The organism is Paenibacillus humicola (assembly GCF_028826105.1).
Lineage (GTDB): Bacteria > Bacillota > Bacilli > Paenibacillales > Paenibacillaceae > Paenibacillus_Z > Paenibacillus_Z humicola.
The window spans coordinates 3417100-3442823 of the sequence record NZ_JAQGPL010000001.1; the positions used below are offsets into that span (position 1 = coordinate 3417100).

The 25724-nt window shown below is 59.9% G+C and carries 26 protein-coding genes and 1 riboswitch; of the genes, 6 read left to right on the forward strand and 20 right to left on the reverse strand.

The genetic code is table 11. The annotated features are described in order from the left end of the window. Positions 1-4 precede the first annotated feature (4 nt). Both coaD and rsmD read right to left on the reverse strand, forming a co-directional pair. Positions 5-511: a pantetheine-phosphate adenylyltransferase gene (coaD, locus tag PD282_RS15655; protein WP_274651584.1), complete on the reverse strand. Its 507-nt coding sequence runs from the start codon at positions 509-511 to the stop codon at positions 5-7. Positions 512-514: 3 nt separating this feature from the next. After that, positions 515-1117, reverse strand: coding sequence for a 16S rRNA (guanine(966)-N(2))-methyltransferase RsmD (gene rsmD, locus PD282_RS15660; protein WP_274651585.1), 603 nt, complete (start codon positions 1115-1117; stop codon positions 515-517). A 177-nt stretch (positions 1118-1294) separates the two neighbouring features. Here rsmD and PD282_RS15665 point away from each other — a divergent pair, with 177 nt between their 5' ends. Then, positions 1295-2227 (forward strand): proline dehydrogenase family protein, encoded by a 933-nt coding sequence (locus tag PD282_RS15665; RefSeq protein WP_274651586.1) that lies wholly within the window; start codon positions 1295-1297, stop codon positions 2225-2227. 168 nt (positions 2228-2395) lie between these two features. Beyond that, positions 2396-3301 (forward strand): arginase, encoded by a 906-nt coding sequence (gene rocF / locus PD282_RS15670; RefSeq protein WP_274651587.1) that lies wholly within the window; start codon positions 2396-2398, stop codon positions 3299-3301. Between the two features lie 143 nt (positions 3302-3444). Here the strand turns inward: rocF and PD282_RS15675 are convergent, their stop codons facing one another. Then, positions 3445-4683, reverse strand: a complete 1239-nt coding sequence (locus PD282_RS15675; RefSeq protein ID WP_274651588.1) for a peptidylprolyl isomerase — start codon at positions 4681-4683, stop codon at positions 3445-3447. A gap of 132 nt (positions 4684-4815) precedes the next feature. Further along, on the reverse strand, positions 4816-5502 hold the full coding sequence (locus PD282_RS15680) for a DUF421 domain-containing protein (RefSeq protein WP_274651589.1): 687 nt from the start codon (positions 5500-5502) through the stop codon (positions 4816-4818). Between the two features lie 86 nt (positions 5503-5588). Here PD282_RS15680 and PD282_RS15685 point away from each other — a divergent pair, with 86 nt between their 5' ends. From PD282_RS15685 to PD282_RS15700, 4 genes are all read left to right on the forward strand, one after another. Beyond that, positions 5589-5942, forward strand: coding sequence for a DUF4363 family protein (locus PD282_RS15685; RefSeq protein WP_274651590.1), 354 nt, complete (start codon positions 5589-5591; stop codon positions 5940-5942). Between the two features lie 432 nt (positions 5943-6374). After that, entirely contained in the window at positions 6375-6827 is a 453-nt protein-coding gene (locus tag PD282_RS15690; protein WP_274651591.1) for a VanZ family protein, read from the forward strand. Positions 6828-6979: 152 nt separating this feature from the next. Continuing rightward, entirely contained in the window at positions 6980-7207 is a 228-nt protein-coding gene (locus tag PD282_RS15695) for a hypothetical protein (RefSeq protein ID WP_274651592.1), read from the forward strand. A 127-nt stretch (positions 7208-7334) separates the two neighbouring features. Further along, entirely contained in the window at positions 7335-8741 is a 1407-nt protein-coding gene (locus tag PD282_RS15700) for a hypothetical protein (RefSeq protein ID WP_274651593.1), read from the forward strand. Positions 8742-8836: 95 nt separating this feature from the next. Here the strand turns inward: PD282_RS15700 and PD282_RS15705 are convergent, their stop codons facing one another. From PD282_RS15705 to dinG, 16 genes are all read right to left on the reverse strand, one after another. Further along, positions 8837-9184, reverse strand: coding sequence for a WGxxGxxG family protein (locus PD282_RS15705; RefSeq protein ID WP_274651594.1), 348 nt, complete (start codon positions 9182-9184; stop codon positions 8837-8839). A 169-nt stretch (positions 9185-9353) separates the two neighbouring features. Further along, a complete protein-coding gene (locus PD282_RS15710; protein WP_274651595.1) occupies positions 9354-10163 on the reverse strand; it encodes a TatD family hydrolase in 810 nt (269 codons plus the stop codon). A gap of 4 nt (positions 10164-10167) precedes the next feature. Beyond that, positions 10168-10959 (reverse strand): ABC transporter ATP-binding protein, encoded by a 792-nt coding sequence (locus PD282_RS15715; protein ID WP_274651596.1) that lies wholly within the window; start codon positions 10957-10959, stop codon positions 10168-10170. A gap of 1 nt (position 10960) precedes the next feature. Next, a complete protein-coding gene (locus PD282_RS15720; RefSeq protein WP_274651597.1) occupies positions 10961-11731 on the reverse strand; it encodes an ABC transporter permease in 771 nt (256 codons plus the stop codon). Next, positions 11721-12023, reverse strand: coding sequence for a thiamine-binding protein (locus PD282_RS15725; RefSeq protein WP_274651598.1), 303 nt, complete (start codon positions 12021-12023; stop codon positions 11721-11723). The genes PD282_RS15720 and PD282_RS15725 overlap by 11 nt, the downstream gene beginning before the upstream one ends. A 36-nt stretch (positions 12024-12059) precedes the next feature. Next, the gene (locus PD282_RS15730) at positions 12060-13202 is read right to left on the reverse strand and encodes an ABC transporter substrate-binding protein (protein WP_274651599.1); all 1143 of its coding nucleotides are present in this window, start codon (positions 13200-13202) and stop codon (positions 12060-12062) included. 151 nt (positions 13203-13353) lie between these two features. Next, a riboswitch (TPP riboswitch) is annotated at positions 13354-13469 on the reverse strand. Between the two features lie 270 nt (positions 13470-13739). Continuing rightward, complete coding sequence (locus PD282_RS15735) at positions 13740-14432, reverse strand: DnaD domain-containing protein (protein WP_274651600.1); 693 nt, start codon at positions 14430-14432, stop codon at positions 13740-13742. A gap of 109 nt (positions 14433-14541) precedes the next feature. Beyond that, positions 14542-15837, reverse strand: coding sequence for an asparagine--tRNA ligase (asnS, locus tag PD282_RS15740; protein ID WP_274651601.1), 1296 nt, complete (start codon positions 15835-15837; stop codon positions 14542-14544). Between the two features lie 36 nt (positions 15838-15873). Continuing rightward, entirely contained in the window at positions 15874-17085 is a 1212-nt protein-coding gene (locus tag PD282_RS15745; RefSeq protein ID WP_274651602.1) for an acetate/propionate family kinase, read from the reverse strand. Continuing rightward, positions 17082-17954, reverse strand: coding sequence for a 3-hydroxyacyl-CoA dehydrogenase family protein (locus PD282_RS15750; RefSeq protein WP_274651603.1), 873 nt, complete (start codon positions 17952-17954; stop codon positions 17082-17084). Before PD282_RS15750 ends, PD282_RS15745 begins: the two co-directional genes overlap by 4 nt. A 141-nt stretch (positions 17955-18095) precedes the next feature. Continuing rightward, positions 18096-19610, reverse strand: coding sequence for an AAA family ATPase (locus PD282_RS15755; RefSeq protein ID WP_274651604.1), 1515 nt, complete (start codon positions 19608-19610; stop codon positions 18096-18098). Beyond that, complete coding sequence (locus tag PD282_RS15760; RefSeq protein ID WP_274651605.1) at positions 19603-20139, reverse strand: hypothetical protein; 537 nt, start codon at positions 20137-20139, stop codon at positions 19603-19605. The genes PD282_RS15755 and PD282_RS15760 overlap by 8 nt, the downstream gene beginning before the upstream one ends. Positions 20140-20346: 207 nt before the next feature. Then, the gene (locus tag PD282_RS15765; protein ID WP_274651606.1) at positions 20347-20871 is read right to left on the reverse strand and encodes a cell wall elongation regulator TseB-like domain-containing protein; all 525 of its coding nucleotides are present in this window, start codon (positions 20869-20871) and stop codon (positions 20347-20349) included. Then, on the reverse strand, positions 20871-22172 hold the full coding sequence (locus tag PD282_RS15770) for an amidohydrolase (protein WP_274651607.1): 1302 nt from the start codon (positions 22170-22172) through the stop codon (positions 20871-20873). Before PD282_RS15770 ends, PD282_RS15765 begins: the two co-directional genes overlap by 1 nt. Continuing rightward, positions 22153-22809: a redox-sensing transcriptional repressor Rex gene (locus tag PD282_RS15775; RefSeq protein WP_274651608.1), complete on the reverse strand. Its 657-nt coding sequence runs from the start codon at positions 22807-22809 to the stop codon at positions 22153-22155. The genes PD282_RS15770 and PD282_RS15775 overlap by 20 nt, the downstream gene beginning before the upstream one ends. Continuing rightward, positions 22806-25706: an ATP-dependent DNA helicase DinG gene (gene dinG, locus PD282_RS15780; protein ID WP_274651609.1), complete on the reverse strand. Its 2901-nt coding sequence runs from the start codon at positions 25704-25706 to the stop codon at positions 22806-22808. Before dinG ends, PD282_RS15775 begins: the two co-directional genes overlap by 4 nt. Between the last annotated feature and the right edge of the window lie 18 nt (positions 25707-25724).

Sequence of the window (25724 nt, forward strand, 5' to 3'; positions counted from 1 at the left end):
TCCGTTACGGGCGGCTTGCGAATTTAGCGGCGAGGGCGCGTTCAATCTCCGGGGGGACGAGGTCCTTCACACTGCCGCGAAACTGCGCGATTTCTTTTACGATGCTGGAGCTTAAATACGAATATTTCGGATTCGTCATCATGAAGATCGTTTCAATTTCCGGATCGAGCTGATGATTCGTCGACGCCAGCTGAATTTCATATTCGAAATCGGTGATCGAGCGGATGCCGCGGACGATCACCTGGGCATGGCGCGAACGCATGAACCGGACGAGCAGGTCGCGGAAGCTGTCGATCGCGACGTTCGGCAGATCGCGCGTCACCTCGGACAGCAGCGCCTTCCGCTCGTCCACGGAAAATAACGGATTTTTACTGGTGTTGTTCAAAACGGCGACAATCAAATGGTCGAACTGCTTGGCCGCCCGCCGGATAATATCCAAATGGCCGTATGTAACCGGATCGAAGCTGCCGGGGTACACCGCGACTCTCGATTCGTTGTTTGACGATGACATCGTTTAATCCTCCATCTGCTCGGGGCGCTCCGTTCGATGCGCGGCTTCCGCCGCCGGCCGGTACCGGTAAATCGTGACCGCCGTATCGCCGTACGCCGAGCGCTTCGTCTGTTCAAAATGCGCAGCCGTTTCCGGGTAGCGATGCTCCGCGTCGTGCTCGATGACGATGACGGCTTCGTCCTCCAGCAGGCCGTATTCGGCCAGCTGCGCCATCAGCTCGTCCATATCCTTCATGCGATAGGGCGGATCGAGAAACACATAGCGGAACTTCGTTTCCCTTTTCGAGAGCGCTTTGACCGCCCGCACCGCTTCATTGCGGTACAGTTCCGCCCGGTCCGACACACCGGCCGCAGCGAGGTTATGCCGGACGACGTCGACGCTCGCTTTCTCCCTGTCGATAAAAACGGCCCGCTCCGCGCCCCGGCTAAGCGCTTCAATGCCGAGCCCGCCGGTGCCGGCAAACAGGTCGAGTACCCATCCGCCGTCGAAATACGGGCCGATCATGCTGAAGATCGCTTCCTTCACCTTGTCGGTCGTCGGACGGGTATTCATGCCGGGCACCGCTTTTAAAACGCGGCCCTTCGCCGAGCCCGCGATCACTCTCAACTCCCGTTCCCGCTCCCTTCATCCTTGATGACCTCTGCTATCGTATCACATTTATTCGTCGTTGTTAAAGGGATGCCGCAGGCGCCTTGCGCTCCGCGCCCTTTTTGTCATGCGCGCCGCGCGAAGCGCCTATATATAAGCTAAGGGCGGCCGGGTGCGGAAGGAGGGGGAAGCATCATGGATATCGGAACGCGGCTGTTCCGTTCGGCGCTGCTCGGGCTGGCCGGGAACCGGGCGGCGCGGGCCTTTTCGGAGCGTTACGGCATGCGGCTCGGCGCGCGGCGGTTCGTCGCCGGCGAAACGATGGAGGAGGCGCTTGCCCAGGCGAAGCGACTGAACGGTACCGGGATTGCGGTCACGCTCGATGTGCTGGGCGAAAGCGTAAGCAGCCTGGAGGAAGCGAAGCGGTCGGAAACGGCTTATATCCGGCTGCTGCAGGCAATCGCCGAGGAACGGATTGACGGCGGCGTCTCGCTGAAGCCGACGCAGTTCGGTCTCGCCATCGACGAAAGCGCCTGTCTGGGCGGCATCCGGTCGGTTGTTCGGGAGGCATCCCGCCTCGGGCTGTTCGTCCGGCTTGATATGGAGGACAGCCGCTGGACCGATGCCACGATCGGCCTCGTGCGGACTCTTCGGGAAGAAGGCTTCGCGAACCAGGGAACGGTCATTCAAGCTTATCTATACCGAAGCGAGGAAGACGTCCGGAGGCTGTGCGCCGAAAACGTCAATTTGCGCGTGGTGAAAGGCGCCTACAAGGAGCCGCGCCGGATCGCTTTTCCATCGAAAAAGCAGGTCGACGCCAATATGCGCCGCCTCATCCAGCTCCGGCTCGACAGCGGCGTCTATACGGCGGTGGCGACGCACGACGAGGCGATCATCGGCTGGGTGAAATCGTATGCCCGCATGCGCGGCATTCCCCTTACCGCATTCGAGTTTCAAATGCTGTACGGCATTCGCGTACCGCTGCAGGAGAAGCTGGCCCGGCAGGGCTATACGGTGCGCAGCTACGTGCCGTTCGGGCGGAGCTGGTATCCGTACTTTGTGCGCCGGCTGGCCGAGCGTCCCGCGAACGTCCTGTTTATCGCGAAAAGCCTGATCAAACGGAAATAGACGGCAGTGCTGCGCGTGACGCGGGCAGCCGCCGCTGCAAGCACCGAATCGGCCGAGCGGGAATCCGGCTCGGCCTTGTGCCGAACCCGGATCCTCCGCCTCCCTTCAGCGGGACATTGCCGGCAGGCGAACGCGGGTCATCAAGCTTTTCGAGAGGAGGTGGCTGCAATGAAGAAGGAGCTGGCGCCTGTCGGCGTGCTGCCCGTCCCGTTCGACTGGGGCGCAAGCCGCCGCGGCGCCGAAGGCGGGCCGGCCGCGGCGCTGATGACCGGGCTGGAACGCAAGCTTGCGAAGCTCGGCCGCCGCTTCGACATCCGGAGCGACGCCTATTTGTCCGGCACGCTCGCCGACCGCCGCACGTCGCCCCGCATCAAGCATTGGGGGCGCGTTCTCGCCATGTGCGAGGCCGTATGCCGGGAAGTCGGGCAGATCGGCAGCGGCACGTTCCCGCTTGCGATCGGCGGCGATCACAGCATCGCCATCGGCACGATAGCCGGCCATGCCCGTCGCTGCTCAAAGCTCGGTGTTCTATGGATCGACGCGCACGCCGACCTGAACACGCCCGAGACGACGCCTTCGGGCAATATTCACGGCATGGCGCTCGCCGCAAGCCTCGGAATCGGCGATCCCCGCTTCACCGGCGTCGGAGGCGCCTCTCCGAAGCTGCAGCCGGAGCGGGTCGTCCTGGTCGGCGTCCGCGAGCTGGACGACGGCGAAAAGCAGCTGATCCGCGAACAAGGAATCTCCTGCTTTACCATGCACGATATTGACAAACAAGGCATGGCCCGCGTCATGGAGATGGCGATCCGTATCGCAGCCTCCGGCTCGGACGGCGTCCATGTCAGCTTCGATATCGACAGCGTCGATCCCGGCGAAGCGCCGGGAACGGGCACGCCCGTACGAGGCGGGCTCAATTACCGCGAGGCGCATTTGGCGATGGAGATGCTCGCCGACGCCGAAATCGTCACGTCCGCGGACTTCGTCGAGCTCAATCCGCTGCTCGATAACGGCCACACAACAGCGAGGCTGGCGGTCGAGCTGATCGGCTCGCTGCTCGGCGAGCGCATCTTATAAATGCTCGAAACGCATATAAACCGCAGGCCGGAATGACAGAATCCCGGCCTGCGGTTTGTTTGAACTTCCAACAATGTTTGTTCGTATTAACGGACCATCATCCGAGAGCAGCACGCTCCCGGCTGCGACCGGCTGTGGGCCGATCAGCCTCCTGCAGCGGCATTACCGGGAGCCGCATTCCCTTCGGCTCCGCTTCCGCCCGGCGCAGGCGCGCCTTCCTCCGGCGGCGGGGCGATTGCGCCTGCAGCGCCCGTCGGATCGAGCGTGTTCGTAATCGTCGCTTTCGACTGCAGATCCGATAACCAGCCCGGCGTCAGCTCGGACACTTTCTGGTCGATGAGCTGATCCTCGATTTCCGCTTTCTTTTCATCGAAGGTCGCCTGATGAGCCGGTTTATGATCGGTCACTTTAATGATGTGATAGCCGAACTGCGTTTTGATCGGTTCGCTGATTTCGCCCGGCTTGAGCGAGAACGCCGCGTCTTCGAACGCCTTGTCCATCTGTCCGCGCGTAAAATAGTTCAAATCGCCGCCGTTCGCAGCCGATCCGGTGTCGGTCGACTTTTCCTTGGCCAGCGTGGCGAAATCGGCGCCGCCCTTCAGCTGCTTCTCGATTTCGTCCGCTTCCGCTTTCGTCGCCACGAGAATGTGGGACGCCCGCACCTGCTCCTGCGTATCGAACTGCGCCTTGTTGTCGTCAAAATATTTTCGGACGTCGGCGTCGGTGACGCTTTTCTTCGCTTCCGGCTCCAAAATTTTACGGACGCGGATCTGCATCGGCATCTGCTCTTTCAGGCTGTCGACGGTATATCCGCTTTGCTGGAGAGCCGCCTCGAAATCCTGCTCGCTCGGAAACTGCTTCTTGATCTTGTCGATCTCGCTCTGGATATCGGCGTCGGTGACGGTGATGCCTTTGCGGTCGGCTTCCTGCTTGACCAGCTCCTCCTGCACCATATTGTCGAGCGTGGCCTTGCCTCCGACCTTCACCATCGCATCGTACAGGTCGTTCTTTGTTATTTTGGCGCCGTTGACTTTCGCAACCGCGGGGTTCGTATTCGCGAAGGGAGGCTTGATCAGCGATCCGGCCAGCAGTACGGCAAGCACGACCGAGGCGATCATCCATCCCCTGCCGCCGCCTTTGCCCTGCTTGGCTCCCGCTGCGGCAGTCGGCTCCCCTTCTTCTTCATCTTCATCGTCGCGGAGCTTCTCCGCCGAATCGTTCGGCTCGTCGGCCGTATCGTCCCGAACGGCGTCCTCTTTCGCTTCGACGGATGCCGGATGCGCTTCGGATTCCTGCTGCGCTTCGGATTCCTGCTGCGCCTCCTTCATCGCTTCCTCTTTATCGTTCAAGCTTTCATCCTTTGGCTGATCTTTCTCGTTCAACTTGAAAATCTCCCTTCCTTCTCGCAAGGTGCGGCATTGGTTTCTATGCTTGTACACTATAACAGAACCGCAGTTCCAAAACCTTAAGAAAAGATAAAAAATCCGCTTCTTTCCACCGCCCGCCGGCGGAATTTACTTCTCCTTCAAATCCACATGAAGCGTTCCGTCCAGGGAAAGCTGGGCCATAAAAACGTCTTCGAAGCCGTCCGCCCCTTTCCGCCTGATCTCCTTCAGCAGCCAGCTTTTCTCGTAGCCGAGCGCGGTTAAGGTCGATTCCATCACATTGCCGTCCATAATAACGGCCTGGGGCTCGTGCTCCTCCTTCTTCGTGCGGATCCCCATCTTATCCGGGGTAACGGCCTGCGCGCCCGTCTTTTTCATTACGCTCAGCTGGCCGTTTGTTTCGAGGACGGCAAATTCGACGTCCGCCAGCTTGAACGCATTTTTTTGGCGAAGCATCAGCATCAGTTCATCGGACGACATTCTCGATTTGCGCAAATTACGGTCCAGTACGTTGCCCCGGTGCACCAGAATCGTCGGCTGCCCGTCGGTCATGCGCCGGAAGCGGTACGATTTCAGGTTGACGATGGCGATGACGATCGGAAGGAGTCCCCAAACGAGAATGCCCATAAAACCGTTCAGTATTTTCACGTTTTGGTCGACCGACATGCTGGCCGCAATCGATCCGACGGAAATGCCGACCACATAATCGAAAAAAGTCAGCTGTGCCAGCTGCGTTTTCCCCATCAGCCGCGTCATCGCCAGCAGGACGAGAAACGCAACGATCGAACGAATCAGAATCATCAGATATTCCGGCAAAACATTCCCCCCTTGGTACATGTTCCCTCTTAATATGGGAAAAATGAAACCTAATCATGCGCGAATAAGGAAGGAGGGGGTCTTCGATGGTTCGATTCATGCTTTCTTTGCTGCTGCTGACCGCTCTTCAGCTCGGACCGGCCGGTACGCCGGAAGCCCGCGCACACGAAGCCGAACCGGTCATCAAGGCCGCACAAGCCGTCGAGTCGCTCGCCGGCCGGGAACAGTGGAAGCCGGCCGCCGCGAAAACGGAAGCGCTAAGGAAAGCTTATCACGGAAGCAAATGGAAATACCAGCTGCTTGGCGACGAAGAGGAATACGAGCAGCTTGCTCGCAATATCGACAGGCTGCGGGCAGCCGTCCGGACGCGGGATCGGAGCCAGGCGGTCATGACGGCGGCAGACATCGTATCGATCGTTAAGCAAATCTACTCGCTGTAGCATAAGCTCGATGCCGACGAATCTACCTGCGCAGCCTGAACTCGATACCGCCGAAAAAAAAAGTTCGCTCCCGCGTATAAAAAAATCCGCGCTGGACATCATGAAGATATCGGCGTCGAGAGATGCCGTAGACAACCGCGGAGAAGACTTACGTTTCCCCATAAGCTCTTCGTCCGGTTTCTCCTCTCCCATGAAAGGGGCTCCCGAAAGGGGGCCCCGAATTTTTTTGCATGCTGCCGGCGGTACATGCACCAAACGGAACCTCCTCCAAAAAGGTTCACTGCCCCTCCTTCACCCAAAACTTTACCGTATCCCGAATCGTAATAGAGAAAAGATGCTCGACCGTACGAATATAGAGCCTGCGCCGCATTGGCATACTGCCTGCGGAACGGTTACAATAAAAGTTCCAAATGGGATGGAGTGAGGCCTGCAATGAGTGTAAAAATCCGTTTGCTGCTTGTCATCGCATGGGCCTTTGTGCTGTTCGTTCTGACCTGCACGTTCAGGCTGGGCACGTTTCTGCGAACGCGCGTCGTTCATTTTATCTATAATCCGCATCCGAATTTCCGCGAGTTTTTCGAGCTTCGGGACATCAATTCCATTCACCACGAATGGATTGCAGTGAAGGTCGGCCATTTGGTCGGTTTTTTTATTCTGGACCTGCTGCTCTATAATTTAACGCGCAGAAAAGGCGTCTCGCTCGCGCTAGCCGTCTTTTTCGCGCTGGCGACGGAAATTTTCCAGCTGTACTTCAACCGGGACGGCAGACTGTACGACGTGGCGATCGACTCCCTCGGCATCCTGCTGTCTTCGCTGGTCATTCAGATCGCATCCTATGCGCCGCCCGCTTCCGGCGGCGAATCCGCCGGCCGGCCGCGCAGATAACCTTTCCCCGGACGGTCTTCCGCACACCGGAACGTAAAACGAGGTGCGGACCGCTTCGCAGGCCGATGTCCCTCCATGACATTCGTACAGGCAGATTCGCCTGAAAATGCGTATATTGGGAGGGAGATAAACGGAAAGGAGATGAATGGATCATGCAGCAATTCTGCCCGGACTGTCCTACTCAAACCGTTTATGATCCGCCTGTCACGATGTACCAAAACTTCTACCACCCGCAGCTCGTCAACGTCATTCATCCGGTCGAAATCATCAATCAGCATCACTGCGTTCCCGTCTACCAGCACCACACGGCCTATTCGATGAAAGACGTGATGTGCCGCGTATCGAGCGTACGGCCGAGAAAGAAAGCCCGGAAAAGATAATCGCCTCGCGCCGCGTCAAACCGCCTCCCTCCGCACAGCGGACGGAGGCGGTTTTCGTTAGAACGCCCAGCCGCCCCTCCGCATACGCTGTATGGCAAACAACCAGTTTTCGGAAGGGTGAACCCGGATGGATATTCGGCTTGTCCCGCTGCATTGGGTGTATCTTGCCTTTATCTTGTTCATCATGGGGCTGCTGATCAAAAAACGCGATACGACGCTTGTGTGCGTCGCCGGGATATTCACGCTGGGCCTGATAGCTACCGGCAGTCTGAGCCATTCGCTCAGCGGCGTATTCAACAGCTTCGTCTATGCAATCAAGCAATTGATCGATACGATTCTGATCATTTCCATCATCGTCGCCATGAGCCGAATCATGATCAAAACGGGGATTAACGAGATGATCGTTGCGCCGCTTACCCGGTTTATGCGCACGCCGGCGCTCGCTTTCTGGGGGATCGGAATTATCATGCTGGTGACGTCGTGGTTTTTCTGGCCGTCGCCGGGCGTTGCCTTGATCGGGGCGGTGCTGCTCCCCGTCGCGCTGCGCGTCGGGCTGCCCGCGCTCGGCGCCGCGATGGCAATGAACCTGTTCGGGCACGGGATCGCGCTGTCGGGAGACTACATTATTCAAGGAGCGCCGAAGCTGACGGCCGATGCCGCCGGACTTCCCGTCTCGGCCGTCATGGAAGCGAGCATTCCGCTCGTCGCGGTGATGGGGGTGGTGACGACCGTCTGCGCCTTCTGGTTCATGCGCAGGGATATGAAGCGCGGCACTTGGAAAGACGGACTTGTCGCGGCCGGCAGTGGATCGGAATCGGGCGTTCCGGGCGATGAGGAGAAAATACCGCTCCCCCGCCGGACTAAGCAGTGGCTCGCGGTCGTCATCCCGCTGTTGTTTGCGGCCGACGTCGCCGCCATGTTCGTCCTCCGTCTGCAGGGCGGCGACGCAACCGCGCTGATCGGCGGTACGGCCGTATTCATTCTGATCGCGGTTACGCTGCTTGCGCATAAGAATGAGAGTCTCGAACAAACGACGAGCTATTTGATCGAAGGTTTCCAGTTCGGCTTCAAAGTGTTCGGACCGGTCATTCCGATCGCCGCGTTTTTTTATCTCGGCGATTCGGCGTTTACGGAATTGTTCGGCAAGACGCTGCCCGCCGGCTCCACCGGCATCGTCAACGACCTTGGCGCAGCGCTGGCCCATCATGTGCCCCTGAACGGTGCGATCGGTTCGATTACGCTGACCGTGACCGGCGCCATAACCGGTCTGGACGGATCGGGCTTTTCCGGCATTTCGCTAGCCGGCTCCATCGCCCATCTGTTTGCCGCAGCGATCGGCTCGGGAGCGGCGACGCTGACCGCCCTCGGCCAAGTCGCCGCCATCTGGGTAGGCGGCGGGACGCTAATCCCATGGGCGCTGATCCCCGCTGCGGCCATCTGCGGCGTCGATCCGTTCGAGCTTGCGCGGCGCAACGTGAAGCCGGTGCTGATCGGCCTCGCCATTACGACGATCGTCGCGATGTTTCTTATATAGCCCCCATGCCGTTCCGATGCGGCGCAAATGAAAGCGGGCCGGCAGCATGATGTCATGCTGCCGGCCCGCTTTGCCGTTTCTCAAAAGGACGTGACTTAAGCGCGTTCCCGGTTGCGGCCGCGAAGACCGATCAGACCGAGCAGGCCGAGCAAACCGAGCCAGCCCCAGTCCATATCGTTGTCGTTCGCCACGTCGGCTGCATTGGCGCGCACGCTGCTTGCCCGCGTCGTGTAAGGAGCCACGCCCGGTGCATAAGCATTGTTCGTGCGGTCATTCGTCGTGCCGTACGTGCCCATCGTGCCGTTCGTTCCGTTTGCTTGAGCGGCGGCACTGTAGGTATGTGTCGTGCTCGTGTTGACCGTGGAACCATCAGCCATAGCCGGAACAGCGAGCATCGCCGACATCACGGCGCTTAAAGCTGCACTTGCAATTGCCTTTTTCACGGATGCAAGACCTCCACCAATTGAATTGTTTTGGGATTACATCTATGTTTTGTCCCTTGTTCGATAATTTATGCATGCCATTTTTCCGAAGGCGGTCATGACCGTTCGCGCATAAAAAAACCGGCTCCGCCGTCCGCGCGGCTTTGCCGGTTCTTAAAGCCGATTTTAATCAGCCCTGTAATTCATAAAATTCCACCGCATTTTGCAGCAGCCGCTCCTGTACCGCCAGAACGGGCATCTCCTTCAATGCGGCAATCGCTTTCGCCGCTTCCTTCACCATGGCGGGCCGCGTCGGCTTCCCGGCAAAAGGCCCTTCGAACGGCCAGGGGCCGTCCGTTTCGGTCATCGTCAGCTCGAGCGGATACGTCCTTACAAGCGACCTTATCTCCTCTTCGTACAGGACATCGGGCGTCACCGAGATGCGGCAGCGCAGGTCGATCATCCGCTTCACCGTGCTCTCCGCTCCCTTGAACCAATGAAAATGGAGGCGGCGCACGCCCCGGCGCTCCGCCGCATCAAGCGCTTTATCCGCATCTTCGTATACGGCATGCAGGACGAGCGGCCGGTCCAGCTCCGCCGCCAGCGCTGCAAACCGGTCCAGCAGCTCAAGATGCGGCCGTTCGTCGAACGGCTGCCCCTTTCGTTCGGCATCGGTTCGGGTGTAGTACGGCAGACCGACTTCCCCGATGGCGAAACGCTCTCCTTCCGCATTCCGTTCCCGAATCCAGCGAAACATCGTGTCCAGCTCGGTGGCGTCCGGGACCGGCTGTTCCGGATGAAAGCCGTATGCCGGCAGCACCCGGCCCGCGAACCGGCGGGCAAGCGCCCGGTTCATCTCGCACGAAGCAAGGTCCGTCGACACCGCCACGACGGCGGCAATTCCGTCTTCGAAGGCGCCGCGGAGCATCGCGTCGCGCTCCGCTTCGCCGTATTTATCCGCATGGAGATGAGCATCCACCCATAAACCGGCCGTCGTCATGCCCTTATATCGACTCCCTTTTGCGCCCCGGCCCGTCATCGTCCGGGCGGAGCAGCTCGTAAATTTCGGTTTTCAATTTGTTAAACAGCGGCTCGCTCCACAGCTCCTCGCCGCGCGGCCGCGGGAAGGGCACATCGACTTCATGAATGACCGATGCGGGCGAAGCGGATAATACGACGATGCGGTCGGACATGAGAATCGCTTCCTCGATGCTGTGCGTTACGAGCAATACGGAACGGCGGTTGTCCTCCCAAAGCGAAAGCAGCCACTGCTGCATATGGAGACGGGTCAGCGCGTCGAGCGCGCCGAACGGCTCGTCTAGACACATGAGCGGCTGCGGCGAAAGCAGCGCCCGCAGGAACGACACCCGCTGCTGCATTCCGCCGGACAGCGTAAGCGGGTAAGCGTCCGCGGCCTCGCCGAGTCCGACCCGCTTCAGCCAGTCGCGAGCCATGCTGCGGGCTTCGCGCCGCGCAATGCCGCCGATGCCGAGCGCCAGCTCGATATTGCCGGCGACGGTGAGCCACGGCATGAGCGATGCCTGCTGCGGCATATACGCGATATGTCCGCGGTCGCCGTCGATGCGGCGGCCGTTCACGGCAATTTCGCCGGAGGTTGGACGCGTCAGGCCGCCGATCATATGAAACAGCGTCGACTTGCCGCTCCCGGAAGGGCCGATCAAGGAGACGAACTCCCCCTCCTCCACGCGGAAGGTGACGCCGTCCAGCACCTTTTTCGGTCCGCCTGGCCCGTCAAAGCTTTTCGATACGTCCCGGATGTCGAGCAGGCGGGTCATATTACGCCTCCGCCTCCCTTCTCCCCTGTCTTCCCCGAAGGAAGAGCCGCTCCGCGGCGGCGATCAGACCGAACAAGGCCAGGCTGAGCAGCACGATGACGGCAATGGCAGAAAACACGTTCGCCGTCTCGAAGCCGCGCTGCGAAAGAAGCATGAAGCTGCCCAGCCCTTTGCTCCCGCCGATCGATTCGGCGTAAATCGCGCTGATGACGCTGTATGACGCGGCGATTTTCAGACCGGAGAACAGATAAGGGACCGCGCTCGGCAGCTCCAGCCGCCGAAACAGCTGACTGCGCGTTGCGCCGATCATTTTCATATAGTTCAGCAGCGCACGGTCGGTTTGCGTCAGCCCCGTCAGCATCGCCACCGAAACGGGAAAAAAACAGACGAGCATGATGAGAAGAACCCGCGGCATCATGCCGAAACCGAACCACAGCACCAGCAGCGGCCCGAGCGCCATCAGCGGCACGTTCTGCGTCAGGACAAGCAGCGGATAAACGCCGGCGCGCGCGCCGGGGATCAGATGCAGCAAGGCGGCAAGCGCAAAACCCGCCGCCGAGCCTGCCGCGAAGCCGATCAGCGTGATGGCCAGCGTCGCCTTTGTATGCTCCAGCAGCCGCGGCGCTTCGGCAATCGTATTCGCAGCGACGACAAGCGGCGAAGGCAGCACATATTCATCGATGTGCAGCAAAACGACCGCCGCCTGCCATACGACGAGGAACGCCGCAAACACGGCAAGCGGCGGCAGCCATTTGCGTTTGTTACTTGCCATCCGGATATTTCTCCAGCAGCCGCTCCATCGACGCGCCGCCTTCCGGGTTGTAATACACTTTGATCTGCGAGATGACGGACGGACAGCCCATCGCCGTCATCGCTTCGTTCATCTCCTGAACGATCGCGAGCAGCCGTCCGAGCTCCCCTTCCATCGTCGTCTCAAGCGGCGCGACCCGATACGGCACTCCGCTCGCTTTAATGATGTCGATCGCGCGGTCGACGTATGGAATGACGCTTTCGCCTCCTGGCGTATGCGGTAAAATTTGAATGCTCAGCAGTGCGTTCGCCATGGACCTATTCCCCTTTCTGTCGTTGGCTTTACATGTTTATTGCGGCAAAAATTCGTTCGTGAACGCCTTCTCCGGATCGAGCTGCTTCTTCAGCAGCTTATGGTCGTACATCCAGTCGGCGTAGTTTTTCCACACCTCGAGCTTCTGCTCGCCCCAGCGCGGCGCATCGTCCTTGTAGCGCGGGCTGAGCCACTTCTGGCTGGCGCGGACGAGGTCCGCGTTCAAGTCCGGCACCGCCTTGATCAGCACGTCCGACGCTTCGTCCGGATGGTCGATCGCAAATTGGTAGCCTTCCGCCGCCGCGGCCGTAAACGCCTGCACGACGTCTTTATGCTCCGCGATCATTTTCTCGCTCGTCTCCAGCACCGGCGTATAATAATCGAGCTTTTTGCTGTAGTCGGTCAGGTAAATCATGTTGAGTTTCTCGCCGCGAAGCTCGGCCTCGACGCCGGTCCAGGCGTAAAAGATCCAGGCGAAGTCGATGTTCTTCTTCACGGCCGTAAAGAAGTCGGCATCGCCGATATTGACGATGTTGACCTTCTTCACGTCGGCCTTCTGCTCCTGCATCAACGAAGCGATGACCGCTTCCTCGGACGGCGAGCCCCAGCCGCCGTACGTCTTGCCCTCAAAATCTTTCGGCTCCTTGATATTTTTGGCAGCCGGCGAAGCGAAGCCCGACGTGTTATGCTGGATGACGGCCGCGATCGAGACGAGCGGCACACCGTTAATCCGCGCCTGCGTCACGCCTTCCTGGTAGCCGACGCCGAATTCCGCCGCGCCCGTCGCCACCATCGTATCCGCCCCGGCGTCGCCCGGCTGCACGATCTCGACGTCAAGCCCGTGATTTTTGAAAAAGCCTTTATCGCGGGCGACATACAGTCCCGTATGGTTCGTATTCGGCGTCCAGTCGAGCACGACCTTCACTTTCGTCAGCGGCTTGTCCGCCGCCGCGTTCCCGGCGCCCGCTGCGCTGCCGGCCGTATTGTCCGCTCCCGAATTCGCCGATGTCCCGGCTACGCTTGCGTCCTCCCCGGCTGCGCTGCCGCCGGACGCGCCGGCATTACCCGTCTGCGCCGCGTTACCGCCGCCGTTTTGTTTTGTGCCGCAGCCCGTCAGCGCCACCAGGACGATGAGGACGGCGATCCCCCATGTTGCCCATGCACCCCGTTTGGTTCTCATTGCTGTTGACTCCTCTCCGCAGTCTCTATCGATGTTACGGCCGGCCGCCCGCTTATGGACATGCAAAAAAGCATCCCCGATGAGGATGCTTCAACATAGCTTCGTCAATCCGCGCCGTTCCGGGCCTCCCTGTCCAACGGACGGCCGGGTATGCGCGGCTTATTGCGATTCCTACGCTGGCATTATCCAGATCAGGTCAACGGGTCGGGATTGACTTGCCTTGAATCCCCTCTCAGCCGGACTTCTCCAGCTCCCCTTCTTTCATTTTGCCTTGCCGCTTCCTCTCATTATAGCAAATGAAGCTGAAAAAACCACTCTATTTCTAGGAGGGAGGTTGTTCCGGAGGAAACCAAACCGTGCGGCCGTTCATCCGGCAAGGTAAACGATAAACGCCGATTTCCCCTATTTTCCAGTATCCGTGAGACGATCTCAAGCTTGGCCCGTTCCATGTTGATGGATTGGAAATTCGCCGCATCGCGGACCCGCATGGAAGGGACTTGAAGCCCGGCAGAAGGCACGAAAAAACGGCAGAAGGGATCAGGATCCTCTGCCGCCGCGGAATTTCTGGGCATGCGCTTTCGCTTCGTCCGTATTCGTGACGCGGTTACGGCTCCATTCGATCAGGATGCGGTCGATGTAGCGAAAATGAAGCTTGCCCGCGAAGACCGCCTCCTTCAGCGCGAAGCGGATCAGCTCGTCGGGGTAGCGGTCCTGGTCGAGCCACGCACTGATCGTCTCGCATTCCATCGGAGACAGCGGCCGGCCGAATTCCTGCTCGAACACGGTAAACAAATCGGCCGGCCGGCTTGATTTTCCTCCGGCAGCAGCGTTCTGCCCCTGACCGCGCGGTGCCGGCTGCCGGGCGTCGAAAGCCAGCCGCTCGGCGCAGCGCACGATCAGGCCGTTCCAGTTGTATCGTTCCGATTGAATGCCGCTGACCGGATCAAACTCTTCGTCGATGGCCAGCAGCTCCTCCTTCATCAGCCGGCCGATCATTTGCTGCACGGTCTTCGGCGCGATGCCAAGCCGCTCCGACAGCTCCTCCGGCGTCGGAAAATCGGTCCGTTCCAGCTGCCGGAACAGCATCATTTGGACGATCAGCAGCAGCTCGGAATCGGACATCCCGATATCCCGGTAAGCCATCAGCACACCTGCCGGCACCGTCACGGCGCCCGCATTCATGGCCTCTGCCATGCCGCGCGCATAAGCAAGCGCAAGTTCGTTCTTCATCGTTTGTCCTCCTCTGCCCCGGCCGGGCGCCCGGCCGGCGTTATGCCTTACGCGGATGCTTCCGGAGGCCGGGCCGCCTTACCCGGCGGCCGCGAATCGAGGCGGGGCCTTACGGGTAAAGCCGGTACAGCATCCGCGGAAACGGAATCGTTTCGCGAACATGATCGAGCCCGCAGATCCAGGCGACGGTCCGCTCCAGGCCGAGGCCGAAGCCGGAATGCGGCACCGTTCCGTACTGCCGCAAGTCCAAATACCAACGGTACGCGTCGCTGGGCAGCTCATGCTCGGCGAAACGCTCCGCGAGCAGCTCCGGATCGTCGATCCTTTGCGAGCCGCCGATAATTTCCCCGTAGCCTTCCGGGGCGATCATGTCGGCGCACAGTACAACATCCGGCCGCGAAGGGTCCGGCTTCATGTAAAACGCCTTGATGGCGGTCGGATAATGCGTGATGAAGACCGGCCGGTCAAAGCTTGCGGCGAGCGCCGTCTCGTGCGGAGCGCCGAAATCCTCGCCCCACGGGACGTCCATCCCTTCGGCGCGCAGCCGATCGATCGCCTCGTCGTACGTCATGCGCGGGAACGGCGCTTTGACCGTCTCGAGCTTGCCGATATCGCGTCCGAGCGTCTCCAGCTCCTTGCGGCAGTTTGCGACGACGGTTTGCACGACGTGCGTCACGAACTGCTCCTGTACCTGAAGGTTCATCTCGTGATCGACGAAGGCCATCTCCGGCTCGATCATCCAAAATTCGATCAAATGGCGGCGCGTCTTCGATTTCTCGGCGCGGAACGTCGGGCCGAACGAATACACCTTGCCGAGCGCCATCGCCGCCGCTTCCATATATAGCTGGCCGCTTTGCGTCAAATAGGCGTCTTCGTCGAAATATTTTGTATGGAACAGGTTCGTCGTCCCTTCGCAGGACGAAGGCGTCAGGATTGGCGGATCGACCAGGGTGAAGCCCCGCTCGTCGAAAAACTGCTGGACCGCCCGGATAATCTCCGAGCGGATGACGAGAATCGCCCGCTGCTTCGGCGTTCTCAGCCATAAGTGGCGGCGGTCCATCAAAAAGTCGACGCCGTGCTCCTTCGGCGTGATCGGATAATCCTGCGTCAATTGGATAATCTCGATGTCCTGGACCGCCAGCTCGTAGCCCGATGGACTGCGCGGCTCCTCGCGGACCGTCCCCACCGCGTACAGGGAGCTTTCCTGCGTAAGCTTCTGCGCCGCTTCCCAGGTCTGCTCCGGCACCTCGCTTTTCACAACGACCCCCTGCACAAATCCGGTTCCATCGCGCAGCTGCAGAAACTGGATTTTACCGCTCGACCGCTTGCCGTGCAGCCAGCAGCCGATGCGCACCGTTTGTCCCGCATGCTGCTGCATTTTTTTTATCGTCGTCAACGTTTTCATCGCCGGGTCCCGCCTTTCGGATCGTTATTTTCGAATTTAGGCCTGCGAACGGTTGTTCACCAGTCGGTACGTATCCCTCGCAATCAGGAGCTCTTCGTTCGTCGGCACGACAAGCACGGCCACGCGGGAAGCGTCGGACGAAATGTACCGGGCTTCCTTCGACCGGACGGCGTTCCGCCGCTCGTCCAGCTCGATGCCCAGAAAGGTCAGCCCTTCGCATACCGCTTTGCGGAATACGATGGAGTTCTCGCCGACGCCCGCCGTAAATACCAGCGCATCGATGCCGTTCATGGCGGCGGCATAGGCGCCGATATACTTCCGCAGTCTGTACGTGTACATATCGAAGGCGAGCTTCGCCTGCTTGTCGCCTTCTTGCATCGCATCGGTAATTTCCCGCATATCGCTGCTGGTGCCGCTGATCGCCTGCAGGCCGCTGTGCTTGTTCAGCATCGAGCTGACCTCGCCGAGCGTCAGCTCCTCCCTGGCCATCGTGAACGGCACGATCGCCGGATCGAGGTCGCCGCTGCGCGTTCCCATCATCAGTCCTTCGAGCGGCGTCAGCCCCATGCTCGTGTCGTACGATTTGCCGTCTAGAATCGCCGCGCAGCTCGCCCCGTTGCCGATATGGCAGGTGACCATTTTCAGCGACGCAAGCGGCTTGCCGATCTTCTCCGCCGCGTGAGCGCTGACGTAATCGTGCGACGTGCCGTGAAAGCCGTACCGGCGGATTTTATGGCGCTTGTACAGCACCATCGGAATCGGGTACAGAAACGTTTCCATCGGCATCGTTTGATGGAATGCCGTATCGAATACGACCGCCTGCGGCACGTTCGGCAAATTCGCCTCCGCCGCCGCGATGCCCATCATAGCGGGCGGGTTGTGCAGCGGGGCAAGGTCGAACAGCCGGCGGATCTCCTGCTTCACTTCGTTCGTGACGAGCGTCGACGCCTTGAAGCTTTCGCCGCCGTGCACGACGCGATGGCCGACGGCGTCGATATCGCCCATCGCCCCTAATACGCCGCTGCCCGAATCGGTCAGCAGCTCGATGACCCGCTTCACCGCCGCGTTGTGATCGAGCATTTCCTTCACCTCGCGCAGCTCCGGCCTGCCGGCCGCCTCATGCGTGACAATTGCGGAATCCGACCCGATCCGTTCGACGCGGCCGTGCGCAAGAACGGCTTCGCCGGTCATTTCGTACAGCTGGTATTTGAGCGACGAGCTTCCGGCATTCATGACGAGTATTTTCACAGGCGGTCCCCATCCTTATCGTACTTGAAAAAACCGGTGCCGCTTTTGACGCCGAGACTGCCCGCCCGCACCATTTTTTTGAGCACGATGGAGGGACGGTATTTCAGCTCGCCGTACTCCCGGAACATACGCTCGAGCGAGGCCAGCACGAAATCGAGGCCGAACCGGTCGGCCAGTTCGAGCGGCCCGTGCTGGAACGAATAGCCGGTCCGCATGGCGCTGTCGATATCCTCCGCCGAAGCGACGCCTTCCTCCAGCACGTGCAGCGCCTCGTTAATGAACAGGCAGATCAGCCGGGTCGTGACGAAGCCGGGCGATTCGAAAACCATGATGCCTTTCTTATGTATCGTTTCTTCCGTAAACTGCTTCGCCCGTTCGAACGTCTCGTCGCTCGTTTTCAGCCCCCGCACCAGCTCGACCAGATCGGTCTTGATGACGGGGTAGACGAAATGCATGCCGATCACCCGCTCCGGCCGGGAGGCTGCGCTTGCGATCTCGGTCAGGCTGAGCGTTGACGTATTGCTGGCCAGGATGACGTCCGGCCCGCAGATCCGGTCCAGCTCGGCGAAGACCGCACGTTTCACATCGAGATCCTCCGTCACCGTTTCGATCACGAGTTCGCAGCCGGCCAATTGCTCCAGCTCGTTTTCCGGATGAATCCGGTTCAGGATAAGCCGCTTCTCGGCCTCCGTCAACGCCCATTTCTCAATCTGTTTGTCGAGGCTCAGCCCGATCATGGCGACCGCATGAGTCAGCCGCTCCGCGGAATGCTCGGCCAAATGCACGTCCAGACCGCAAGCGGCGAGCATTTCGGCAATACCCTGTCCCATCGTTCCGGCGCCGACGACGCCGACTCTGCGCACATCCATGTTGATCCCCCCATCCGCTGCACTCAAAAGCTCAAGATGACTCGGCTTCATTTATTATAACGAATTTGGACAAAAAAAGAAGCGAACCGCGGAAACGCCCATGACGGAACGTTCCTGCCATTCGCTTTGATGCTGCCAGCCTTATGCGCTCTGAGACCGGCCGGGGTCGTTGTCTCCGCAGAGCAGCGCCCGGAACCGGTCGCCGGATAGCGTTTCTTCGGCAACGAGCACGGCAAGCGCCCGTGTGAAGACATCTTTTCGCTGTTCGAGCATTTCCTTGACGCGATACATGAGCCCATCCAAAATCGCCCCGTTGACGCTCGCCCATTTATCGGGCGTCATCATGGAATGGTCGACGATGCCGGCCTCGGTCAGACCGGATTCGACCATCGAGCGGACGATGCTCATCGCTTGGTCGAAGTCGCCGCGCGAGCCGGTGCTTCGCTCGCCGTAGAAAATCTCCTCCGCCGCCGCTCCGCCGAGCGCGATCATGATTTGCCCGTCGAGAAAATGGCGCGTGTATAAATACCGGTCCTGCTGCGGATTGTGGCGCACGTAGCCGAGCGCCTGGCCCCGCGGCGACAGCGCCACCTGAGATACGCTGCCGGGACGGACGAGCTCGGCCGTGATCGCGTGTCCGAGCTCATGCAGCGCCACGCGCTCGCGCTCTTCTTTCGTCGCTTCGCGGTCCGTCTTCTCGCCCATCATCACCTTGTCGATGGCCATCGACAAATGGCGCTGCGAGATCGATTCGCTGCTTTCCCGCATGGCGTAAATCGCCGATTCGTTCATGACGCTTTCGAGCTGGGCCCCGGAGAAGCCGAACGACTCCTCGGCGATTTTATCGAGATTGGCGTCTTCGCCGAGCGGCTTGTTGCGCGCGTGGATGCGCAGGATATGCGCCCGCCCTTTCTTGTCGGGCAGATCGACGGCGATATGCCGGTCGAATCGTCCGGGACGGAGCAGCGCGGGATCGAGCATTTCCTTGCGGTTCGTCGCGGCGATCAGCAGAATGCGCGGCGAATCGGTCGTATGAATGCCGTCCATTTCCGTCAGCAGCTGATTGAGCGTCTGATCGTACTCGCGGTGCTGGCCGCCGTCGCGTTTGCCGCCGATCACATCGATCTCGTCAATAAAGACGACGGCGCCGCTTTTGCTCGTTTTCGACGCCTTCTGCCGGGCCTCCTTGAACAAGTCGCGCACGCGGCTTGCGCCGACGCCGACGTACATTTCTACGAATTCCGAGCCCGATGCGGCCACGTAGACCGAATCGGTATAGCTTGCGGCCGCTTTGGCCAGCAGCGTCTTGCCCGTCCCCGGAGGGCCGGTCAGTAAAATGCCCTTCAGCGGGCGAATGCCGAATTTCGAAATTTGCTCCTCGCGCACGAGAAAATCGAGCGCTTCGATCAGCTCCTGCTTCGCCCGCTCCTGTCCGCCGATTTCCTCGAAGGAAAGCGGGGTCGGCGGTCTGGCGGCGCTTTTGCGGTCGCCGCCGACCGCGGCCAGATTTCCCCGCGAACGGGCGACATAAAATACGCCACCGGCCAGCACGAAGAGCACCAGCACCGGAACGACGTTCACATGAACGATAAACTCAAGGAACAACAGGAGTACAGGCACGAAGCCGATCAGCATTTCTTTCCAATACTTACGCATCCGGCCACACCCCGATCTTGTCCGGCGTGCGCGGCAGGACGACATGCTTCGCGGCATTTCCGTCCTTCAGCGTAATATAGACGTTCGTGTCGTCGATTTCGGAGCGGGCTTCAAGTCCTTTAAACTGCTTCTCCACCTGCTTCATCGCGGCCGGGATCTCCGAATATTTGCGATGATCCATCGCTTCGGCGACCTGGAACAGGACCGAAGACCACGCATCGTCCAGCCGTTTGCCGCCCTGCTCCTCCAGCACGTTCAGCTTCACGCCGCGGCTTCCGATGACGGCCGCTCCGTTCTGCACGATCGACTGATAGACGTCCCGGATATCCGCATCAGGCGCAAGCTTCACGTCCAGCGTCACGGTATCGCTGCCGATGACCGGCTTTGCCGCCGTCACGCCGGGGACGTCCTGCGCGATGCGCTCGAGCGGCTGAACCGTCGAGACGTTGCGGTATACATACCAGCCGCCGACCAGCAGACAAGCGGTGAGGACGGCGGTCACGATAACGGGAATCACTCGTATTTTCAAGGCCAAAGCCCCCTTTCGGCGATCATTTGGGTAATTCGAAATTTTATTAATCTATCATTCTCCGATATATCAAAGTATATCATACTTAGCAGCAAAATCGTGTGTGTAATAACAGGGAACGTTGGTAAACGGCAAAGGCGGCGCCCGGTCCGGGCGCCGCCTTCCATTCATTTATTTCTATGATATGCCGATGACATACGGAAGTCTTTATTGCTTCGGCAGCCTGTACGTAACGACAAAGCCGCCGTCCGCGAACCGGTAAAAATCGTAATACGTATCGGTTTCCGATGCCTGTTTGCGGGTATAATAGAACTCCCAAACCGGCATTCCGCCAACCATGCCGATTTTCATATGCTTGATCTTCGCATCCGGTTTGGCCTGCAGAAATTGCCGCTTCATGTCAGCCTTCGAAAGCCCGTCGTTCACCTTCATCGTAACCGGCTCGCCTTGCGGTCTCAGCCAGACGTAAACGTCTTCCCCATTCTGATTCGTCCCGTCGACGACCCATACGGTATCGTCCCAGACAAATTTATAGGCTTTATCCGCTTCCTTCAAATCCGCCGCTTTCATCGCTTGTTCTTCCGCCTGCCGCTCCGCCTTCCATACCGGTCCCTGCACGTAGCGGTAAAACTGATTGAGCAGGATCAGCACGGCAACGAAGACGAGGATGCCGAGCCAAACCCATTTGCGCGGCGTCATAAACGGCGGCTGTTTCCGACGGTTGGCCCGCATCAGCCTTTCAGCAGCCTTTCGAAGCAGGCTTGCGCTTCGGCCTTGATTTTCGCTTCATCCAGGAGCAGGCATTCGCCGCCGCGGACGACCTGGCGGCCGTCGATCCAGACGTGCCGGACGTCCCGGCCCGAACCGGCGTATACCAGGTGGGAGACGATGTCCGTCTGCGGATAAAAATGCGGCTGCCTGATATCGATGGCAATGAAATCCGCTTTCATGCCGGGCTTCAGGCACCCGATCCGGTCTTCCTGCCAGAGGGCCCGGGCGCCGTTAACGGTGCCAAGCTTCAGCGCTTCCCATGCGGGCACGGCCGTCGGATCGCCGGATACGCCTTTATGGATAAGCGCGGCGAGGCGGATTTCATCGAACAGGTCAAGGTTGTTGTTGCTCGCGGCGCTGTCGGTGCCGAGCCCGACGGTCACGCCCGCCGCCAGCAGCTCGGGCACGCGAGCCACTCCGCTCGCCAGCTTCAGGTTGCTGGCGGGATTGTGCGACACGGAGACGCCGCGCTCGGCCAGCAGCGCGATTTCGTCCTCCGTCAAATGGACCGCATGGGCGACGAGCGCCGGACGGGAGAAAAAGCCGAGCTTATCCAAATGCTTGACGGGCCGTTCGCCGTACTGCTTCACGTTCTGCTCGACCTCGGCGGCCGTTTCGGACATATGCGTATGAAGCGGCACGTCCAGCTCGTGCGCGGCTTCGACGATCCGCTCGATGTAATCGGGCGGGCACGTGTACGGCGCGTGCGGCGACATCAGCGCGGAAATTCGGCCGTCCCCCTGGCCGTTCCAATCGCGCACGAACTGTTTCGCTTCCTCCAGCTTCGCCGTCTGCACATCCGGCGGGCACAGGCCGATCACGCCGCGCGTCAGCACCCCGCGCATGCCGGACTGCTCGGTCACTTCAGCGACGATATGCATCTTGTCGTACATATCGAGAAAGGTCGTCGTGCCGGACTTCAGCATCTCGAGCGCAGCCAGCGACGTCCCCCAGCGAACGTCCTCTGCGGTAAATTTCGCTTCCATCGGCCACATTTTCTGCTCCAGCCAGACCTGAAGATTCTGATCGTCCGAATAGCCGCGAAGCAGCGACATGGCGGCGTGGCCGTGCGTGTTGACGAGCCCGGGCATAAAGACAAGCCCGCTGCCGTCGACCCGTTCCGCCGCTTCCGGCGCGGGCGACGGCGCGTCTTCCCCGAGATAGACGATCCGGTCAGCTTCAGTCACCAAATGCCCCTTCACGACCGGCCGCGCGTCGTCCATCGTCACGAACGTGCCGTTCTCAATCCATATCCGGTTCATCCTCGTCGTCCTTTCCTTTTTCCAAATAATACGCCAGGCTTAGCAGCTCGGTCGTAAAATCCGCATAATGGATTCTGACCTGCTCCGGCACCCGCAAAATCGTCGGCGCGAAGTTGAGTATCCCTTCAATGCCTGTCTCGACGAACCGGTCGGCCACATTTTGCGCTTCAAAAGCGGGCACGGTAATAATGCCGATGCGTATATCGCGCTCCGTCACCGTCTCCTTCAGCTTATCCATCGGCAGGACGGTCAGGCTGTTGATCGCCTGCCCGACGACTGCGGGATGCGCGTCGAAGACGGCCGTAATTTTCATATTGTCCTTCAGGTACGTATTGTAATTGCACAGCGCCCGCCCGAGGTTGCCTGCGCCGACGAGCGCCATGTTGAGCGGCTGATCCAGCTTCAGAATCTGCCTGATTTTCTCGATCAAGTATGTCACGTCGTAGCCGATGCCTTTGCGCCCGAATTCGCCGAAATAGGCGAGATCCTTGCGGATTTGCGCCGGATTCAAATCCAGCTTGGCGCCCAGCTCCTGCGAGGAGACCGTCTGCACGTCGCGCTTGTTCAGGTCGTTCAGCACCTGCAAATAGACGGGAAGCCGGCGAACGACCGCTTCGGATATTTTGAACGTTTTCATTCCTGCGTCGCCCCCTCGGCCTGCTGCAGCCACTCCCGAATGCGCGGCACGATCTGATCCAGATGCATGTGCTCGATTTTCGGACCCGGCAGCGAGTACAGAAAATATTTGCCGTAATACGTTTCAATGACCCTCGTATCGTAAATGAGAACGATGCCTTTGTCGCGGGAAGTCCGCACGAGCCGGCCGAAGCCCTGCTTGAACCGGATGACCGCCTGCGGAATCGACAGCTTCATGAACGGATTCTGATTCTGTTCCTGCAGCAGCTCGGATTTCGCTTCGACTAGCGGATGATTCGGCGGCTGAAAGGGCAGCCTGACGATAGCCAGACAGGTGAGCGCATCGCCAGGAATGTCGACGCCTTCCCAGAAGCTGCTCGTGCCGAGCAGCACGGAGGCCGTCTGCTGCTGAAAGCGTCGCGTCAGCTTGCTCCGGTTGCCGCTGTCGATGCCCTGTCCGAGCAGCTGAATGCCGCTTGGCGCGAGCAGCTCCTTCAGCGGGTCGTATACCTGCCGGAGCATCCGGTAAGAGGTAAACAGGACGAGCATTCGGCCCTTCGTCTCCATGGCCGTCTCCGCCAGCGATTTCACCAGCATGTCGTTGAACATGGGGTCGCCCGCAGCGCCCTTCAGCACCGGAAAATTGCGAGGGATGCAGACGAGCGCCTGCTCGCGGTAATTGAACGGAGACGGCAGCTGTACCGTCTTGAGCCGTCCGGTATCCAGATCCTGCGCCAAACCGAGCTGCTCGCACGCGTACTGGAACGATTTCTGCACCGACAGCGTCGCCGACGTCAGCACCACGCTTTTTTTCGTTTCGAAAAAATAGTCCCGCAGCTGGCTGCTGACATTCGCCGGCACCGATATCAGGTGCACCGATCTGGCTCGGGAATGGCTGTTCGCTTCGAGCCAATAGACGACGTCCGGATTGTCCGCTTTCATAAACTGGCGCAGCTCGTCGCGGGCGCGGGTCAGGTCCTTCACCGTCCCGCCCAGATCCGTCACCAGCGCGGCAATCGCCTGATCGTCAATATCGTCCTTAATATCGCTCAGCAGCTTGTCGAGCGGGCGGACGATCTGGCTGAGCAGGCCGTACACAACTTCTCCGGCCGCCTGCGCGTCCGTCCACGGCTTCGGCAGCTTGCCGCTGCGCAGCCGCAGCACGAACTGCCCGGTCTCGCCGCCTCCCGCGTCCTGGCCGGCGCCGCCGGATGCCGCCGAACTGCCGCCCATGATCGTATAAAGCAGCTCGAACATCCGCTCCCATTCGTCACGCAGCTCGCCGAATACCGGGACGGTCTCGTCGATGATCTCCCGCCATTTTTCGGTTCGTTCCATGTCTTCGCCGGCCAAGCGGTTCCGCAGCTGGATCAGCAGCCCGTTGCGCGCATCCTTGCACAGCCGCGTCACCGGATGCTGGACGGAATGATAGGACAGCTGCGAACCGAGATGTTTACCTGCTACTTCCTCCAAATGGTGCGCCTCGTCGACGATCAAATGCTCATAGCCCGGAAGCAGCCGGTGATCGGCGCGAATGTCGGTAAACAGCATCGAATGGTTCGTGATGACGACATCGGCCAAATTCGCCTCCTGCTTCGCCCGGTGATAAAAACACCGCTTAAACCAGGGGCAGCTCCGGTTGAGGCAGGAATCGGCGTCGCTTGCGACCGTATTCCAAAACTCCGCGCCGCGGTTGCCGAAGTTGAGCTCCTCCTGATCGCCGTAATCGGTTTCACTCAGCCATACGATCATTTGCGCAGCCGTAATCCGGTCGTCGCCGGGCGCCGCAAAATCGCGCATATTGATCTTGCTCTCGAATTTGCGCAGGCACAAGTAATTGCCGCGTCCCTTGAAGAGGGTCGCTTTGAACGGCACCGGCATAACTGACCGGAGCAGCGGCAAATCGCGCTGCCGCAGCTGCTCCTGCAAATTGATCGTATGCGTGCTGATGATGATTTTCTTTCCCTGCTGAACTCCGTAGAACAGTGCGGGAATCAGATAACCGAGCGATTTGCCCGTTCCGGTTCCGGCTTCAACCAGCAGGTGGCGGTCGTTCTCGAACGCCTCGATCACTTCCTGAAACATGATGTTTTGCGGCTCGCGTTCCTCATAGCCGGGCACGATTGCCTGAATGCCGCCCTTCAGATGGGCCAGAAAATCGTCGAAGCTCCAGCCCTCAACGGATTCGGCGTCGTCCGCATCGCTCCTGGGCGCCTGCTCGTCGGTCCAGTCGCCGGCTTTCAGGGCGAACTGGCGAAAATAAGCGTACGAATCGGCTATGACGGACGATTCAAGCTCCTTGCGCGCAGCGATGGTGCCGACGAACCAGCCGAGGTCGTCGTCATGGTCTCCGCCAAGCAGAGCGGCCAGCCGCTGCAGCGTCAGCAGCGGCAGCTGCTCCAGCTTATGCACGCACTCGATGAAGAGCTCCGCCGTCGCCAGCGCGTCGCTGTCCGCCTGATGGTGCCGGTCGTGGCCGATCCCGAACGCCTCCGTCACCGACCCGAGCTGATAACTGGTGAGCGACGGATACAGGATGCGCAGCAGCTCAATCGTATCGAGGCGCCTGCCAGCGAACGGCATATACCCGCAGCGGTCGAGCGCCGCGTTCAGAAAGCCGGCGTCAAAGCCGACATTATGGGCGACAAGCACGGCATCGCTGAGAAGCGGAATCAGCTCCAGCAGCACATCCTCCGCAAGCGGGGCGTCCGCGACCATCGATTCGTCGATGCCGGTAAGCTGGGTAATAAAGGGGGGTATCGGTATTGTCGGTTTGACGAATGTACTGTAGGACTTGATAACCTGCAGCGATTCATCAAGCAGCACAAGTCCGACCTGTATCATCTCGTCGCCGGAACCGTGGCCGGTCGTTTCCAAATCCAGTACCGCGTAATTCATCCGGGGTTCGATCCTCTC

Coding starts and splice junctions, on each gene's coding strand:
- coaD (WP_274651584.1), bottom strand. CDS start 511: ATGTCATCGTCAAACAACGAATCGAGAGTCGCGGTGTACCCCGGCAGC.
- PD282_RS15665 (WP_274651586.1), top strand. CDS start 1,295: ATGGATATCGGAACGCGGCTGTTCCGTTCGGCGCTGCTCGGGCTGGCC.
- rocF (WP_274651587.1), top strand. CDS start 2,396: ATGAAGAAGGAGCTGGCGCCTGTCGGCGTGCTGCCCGTCCCGTTCGAC.
- PD282_RS15685 (WP_274651590.1), top strand. CDS start 5,589: ATGGTTCGATTCATGCTTTCTTTGCTGCTGCTGACCGCTCTTCAGCTC.
- PD282_RS15690 (WP_274651591.1), top strand. CDS start 6,375: ATGAGTGTAAAAATCCGTTTGCTGCTTGTCATCGCATGGGCCTTTGTG.
- PD282_RS15695 (WP_274651592.1), top strand. CDS start 6,980: ATGCAGCAATTCTGCCCGGACTGTCCTACTCAAACCGTTTATGATCCG.
- PD282_RS15700 (WP_274651593.1), top strand. CDS start 7,335: ATGGATATTCGGCTTGTCCCGCTGCATTGGGTGTATCTTGCCTTTATC.
- PD282_RS15710 (WP_274651595.1), bottom strand. CDS start 10,163: ATGACGACGGCCGGTTTATGGGTGGATGCTCATCTCCATGCGGATAAA.
- PD282_RS15715 (WP_274651596.1), bottom strand. CDS start 10,959: ATGACCCGCCTGCTCGACATCCGGGACGTATCGAAAAGCTTTGACGGG.
- PD282_RS15720 (WP_274651597.1), bottom strand. CDS start 11,731: ATGGCAAGTAACAAACGCAAATGGCTGCCGCCGCTTGCCGTGTTTGCG.
- PD282_RS15725 (WP_274651598.1), bottom strand. CDS start 12,023: ATGGCGAACGCACTGCTGAGCATTCAAATTTTACCGCATACGCCAGGA.
- PD282_RS15730 (WP_274651599.1), bottom strand. CDS start 13,202: ATGAGAACCAAACGGGGTGCATGGGCAACATGGGGGATCGCCGTCCTC.
- PD282_RS15735 (WP_274651600.1), bottom strand. CDS start 14,432: ATGAAGAACGAACTTGCGCTTGCTTATGCGCGCGGCATGGCAGAGGCC.
- asnS (WP_274651601.1), bottom strand. CDS start 15,837: ATGAAAACGTTGACGACGATAAAAAAAATGCAGCAGCATGCGGGACAA.
- PD282_RS15750 (WP_274651603.1), bottom strand. CDS start 17,954: ATGGATGTGCGCAGAGTCGGCGTCGTCGGCGCCGGAACGATGGGACAG.
- PD282_RS15755 (WP_274651604.1), bottom strand. CDS start 19,610: ATGCGTAAGTATTGGAAAGAAATGCTGATCGGCTTCGTGCCTGTACTC.
- PD282_RS15765 (WP_274651606.1), bottom strand. CDS start 20,871: ATGCGGGCCAACCGTCGGAAACAGCCGCCGTTTATGACGCCGCGCAAA.
- PD282_RS15770 (WP_274651607.1), bottom strand. CDS start 22,172: ATGAACCGGATATGGATTGAGAACGGCACGTTCGTGACGATGGACGAC.
- PD282_RS15775 (WP_274651608.1), bottom strand. CDS start 22,809: ATGAAAACGTTCAAAATATCCGAAGCGGTCGTTCGCCGGCTTCCCGTC.
- dinG (WP_274651609.1), bottom strand. CDS start 25,706: ATGAATTACGCGGTACTGGATTTGGAAACGACCGGCCACGGTTCCGGC.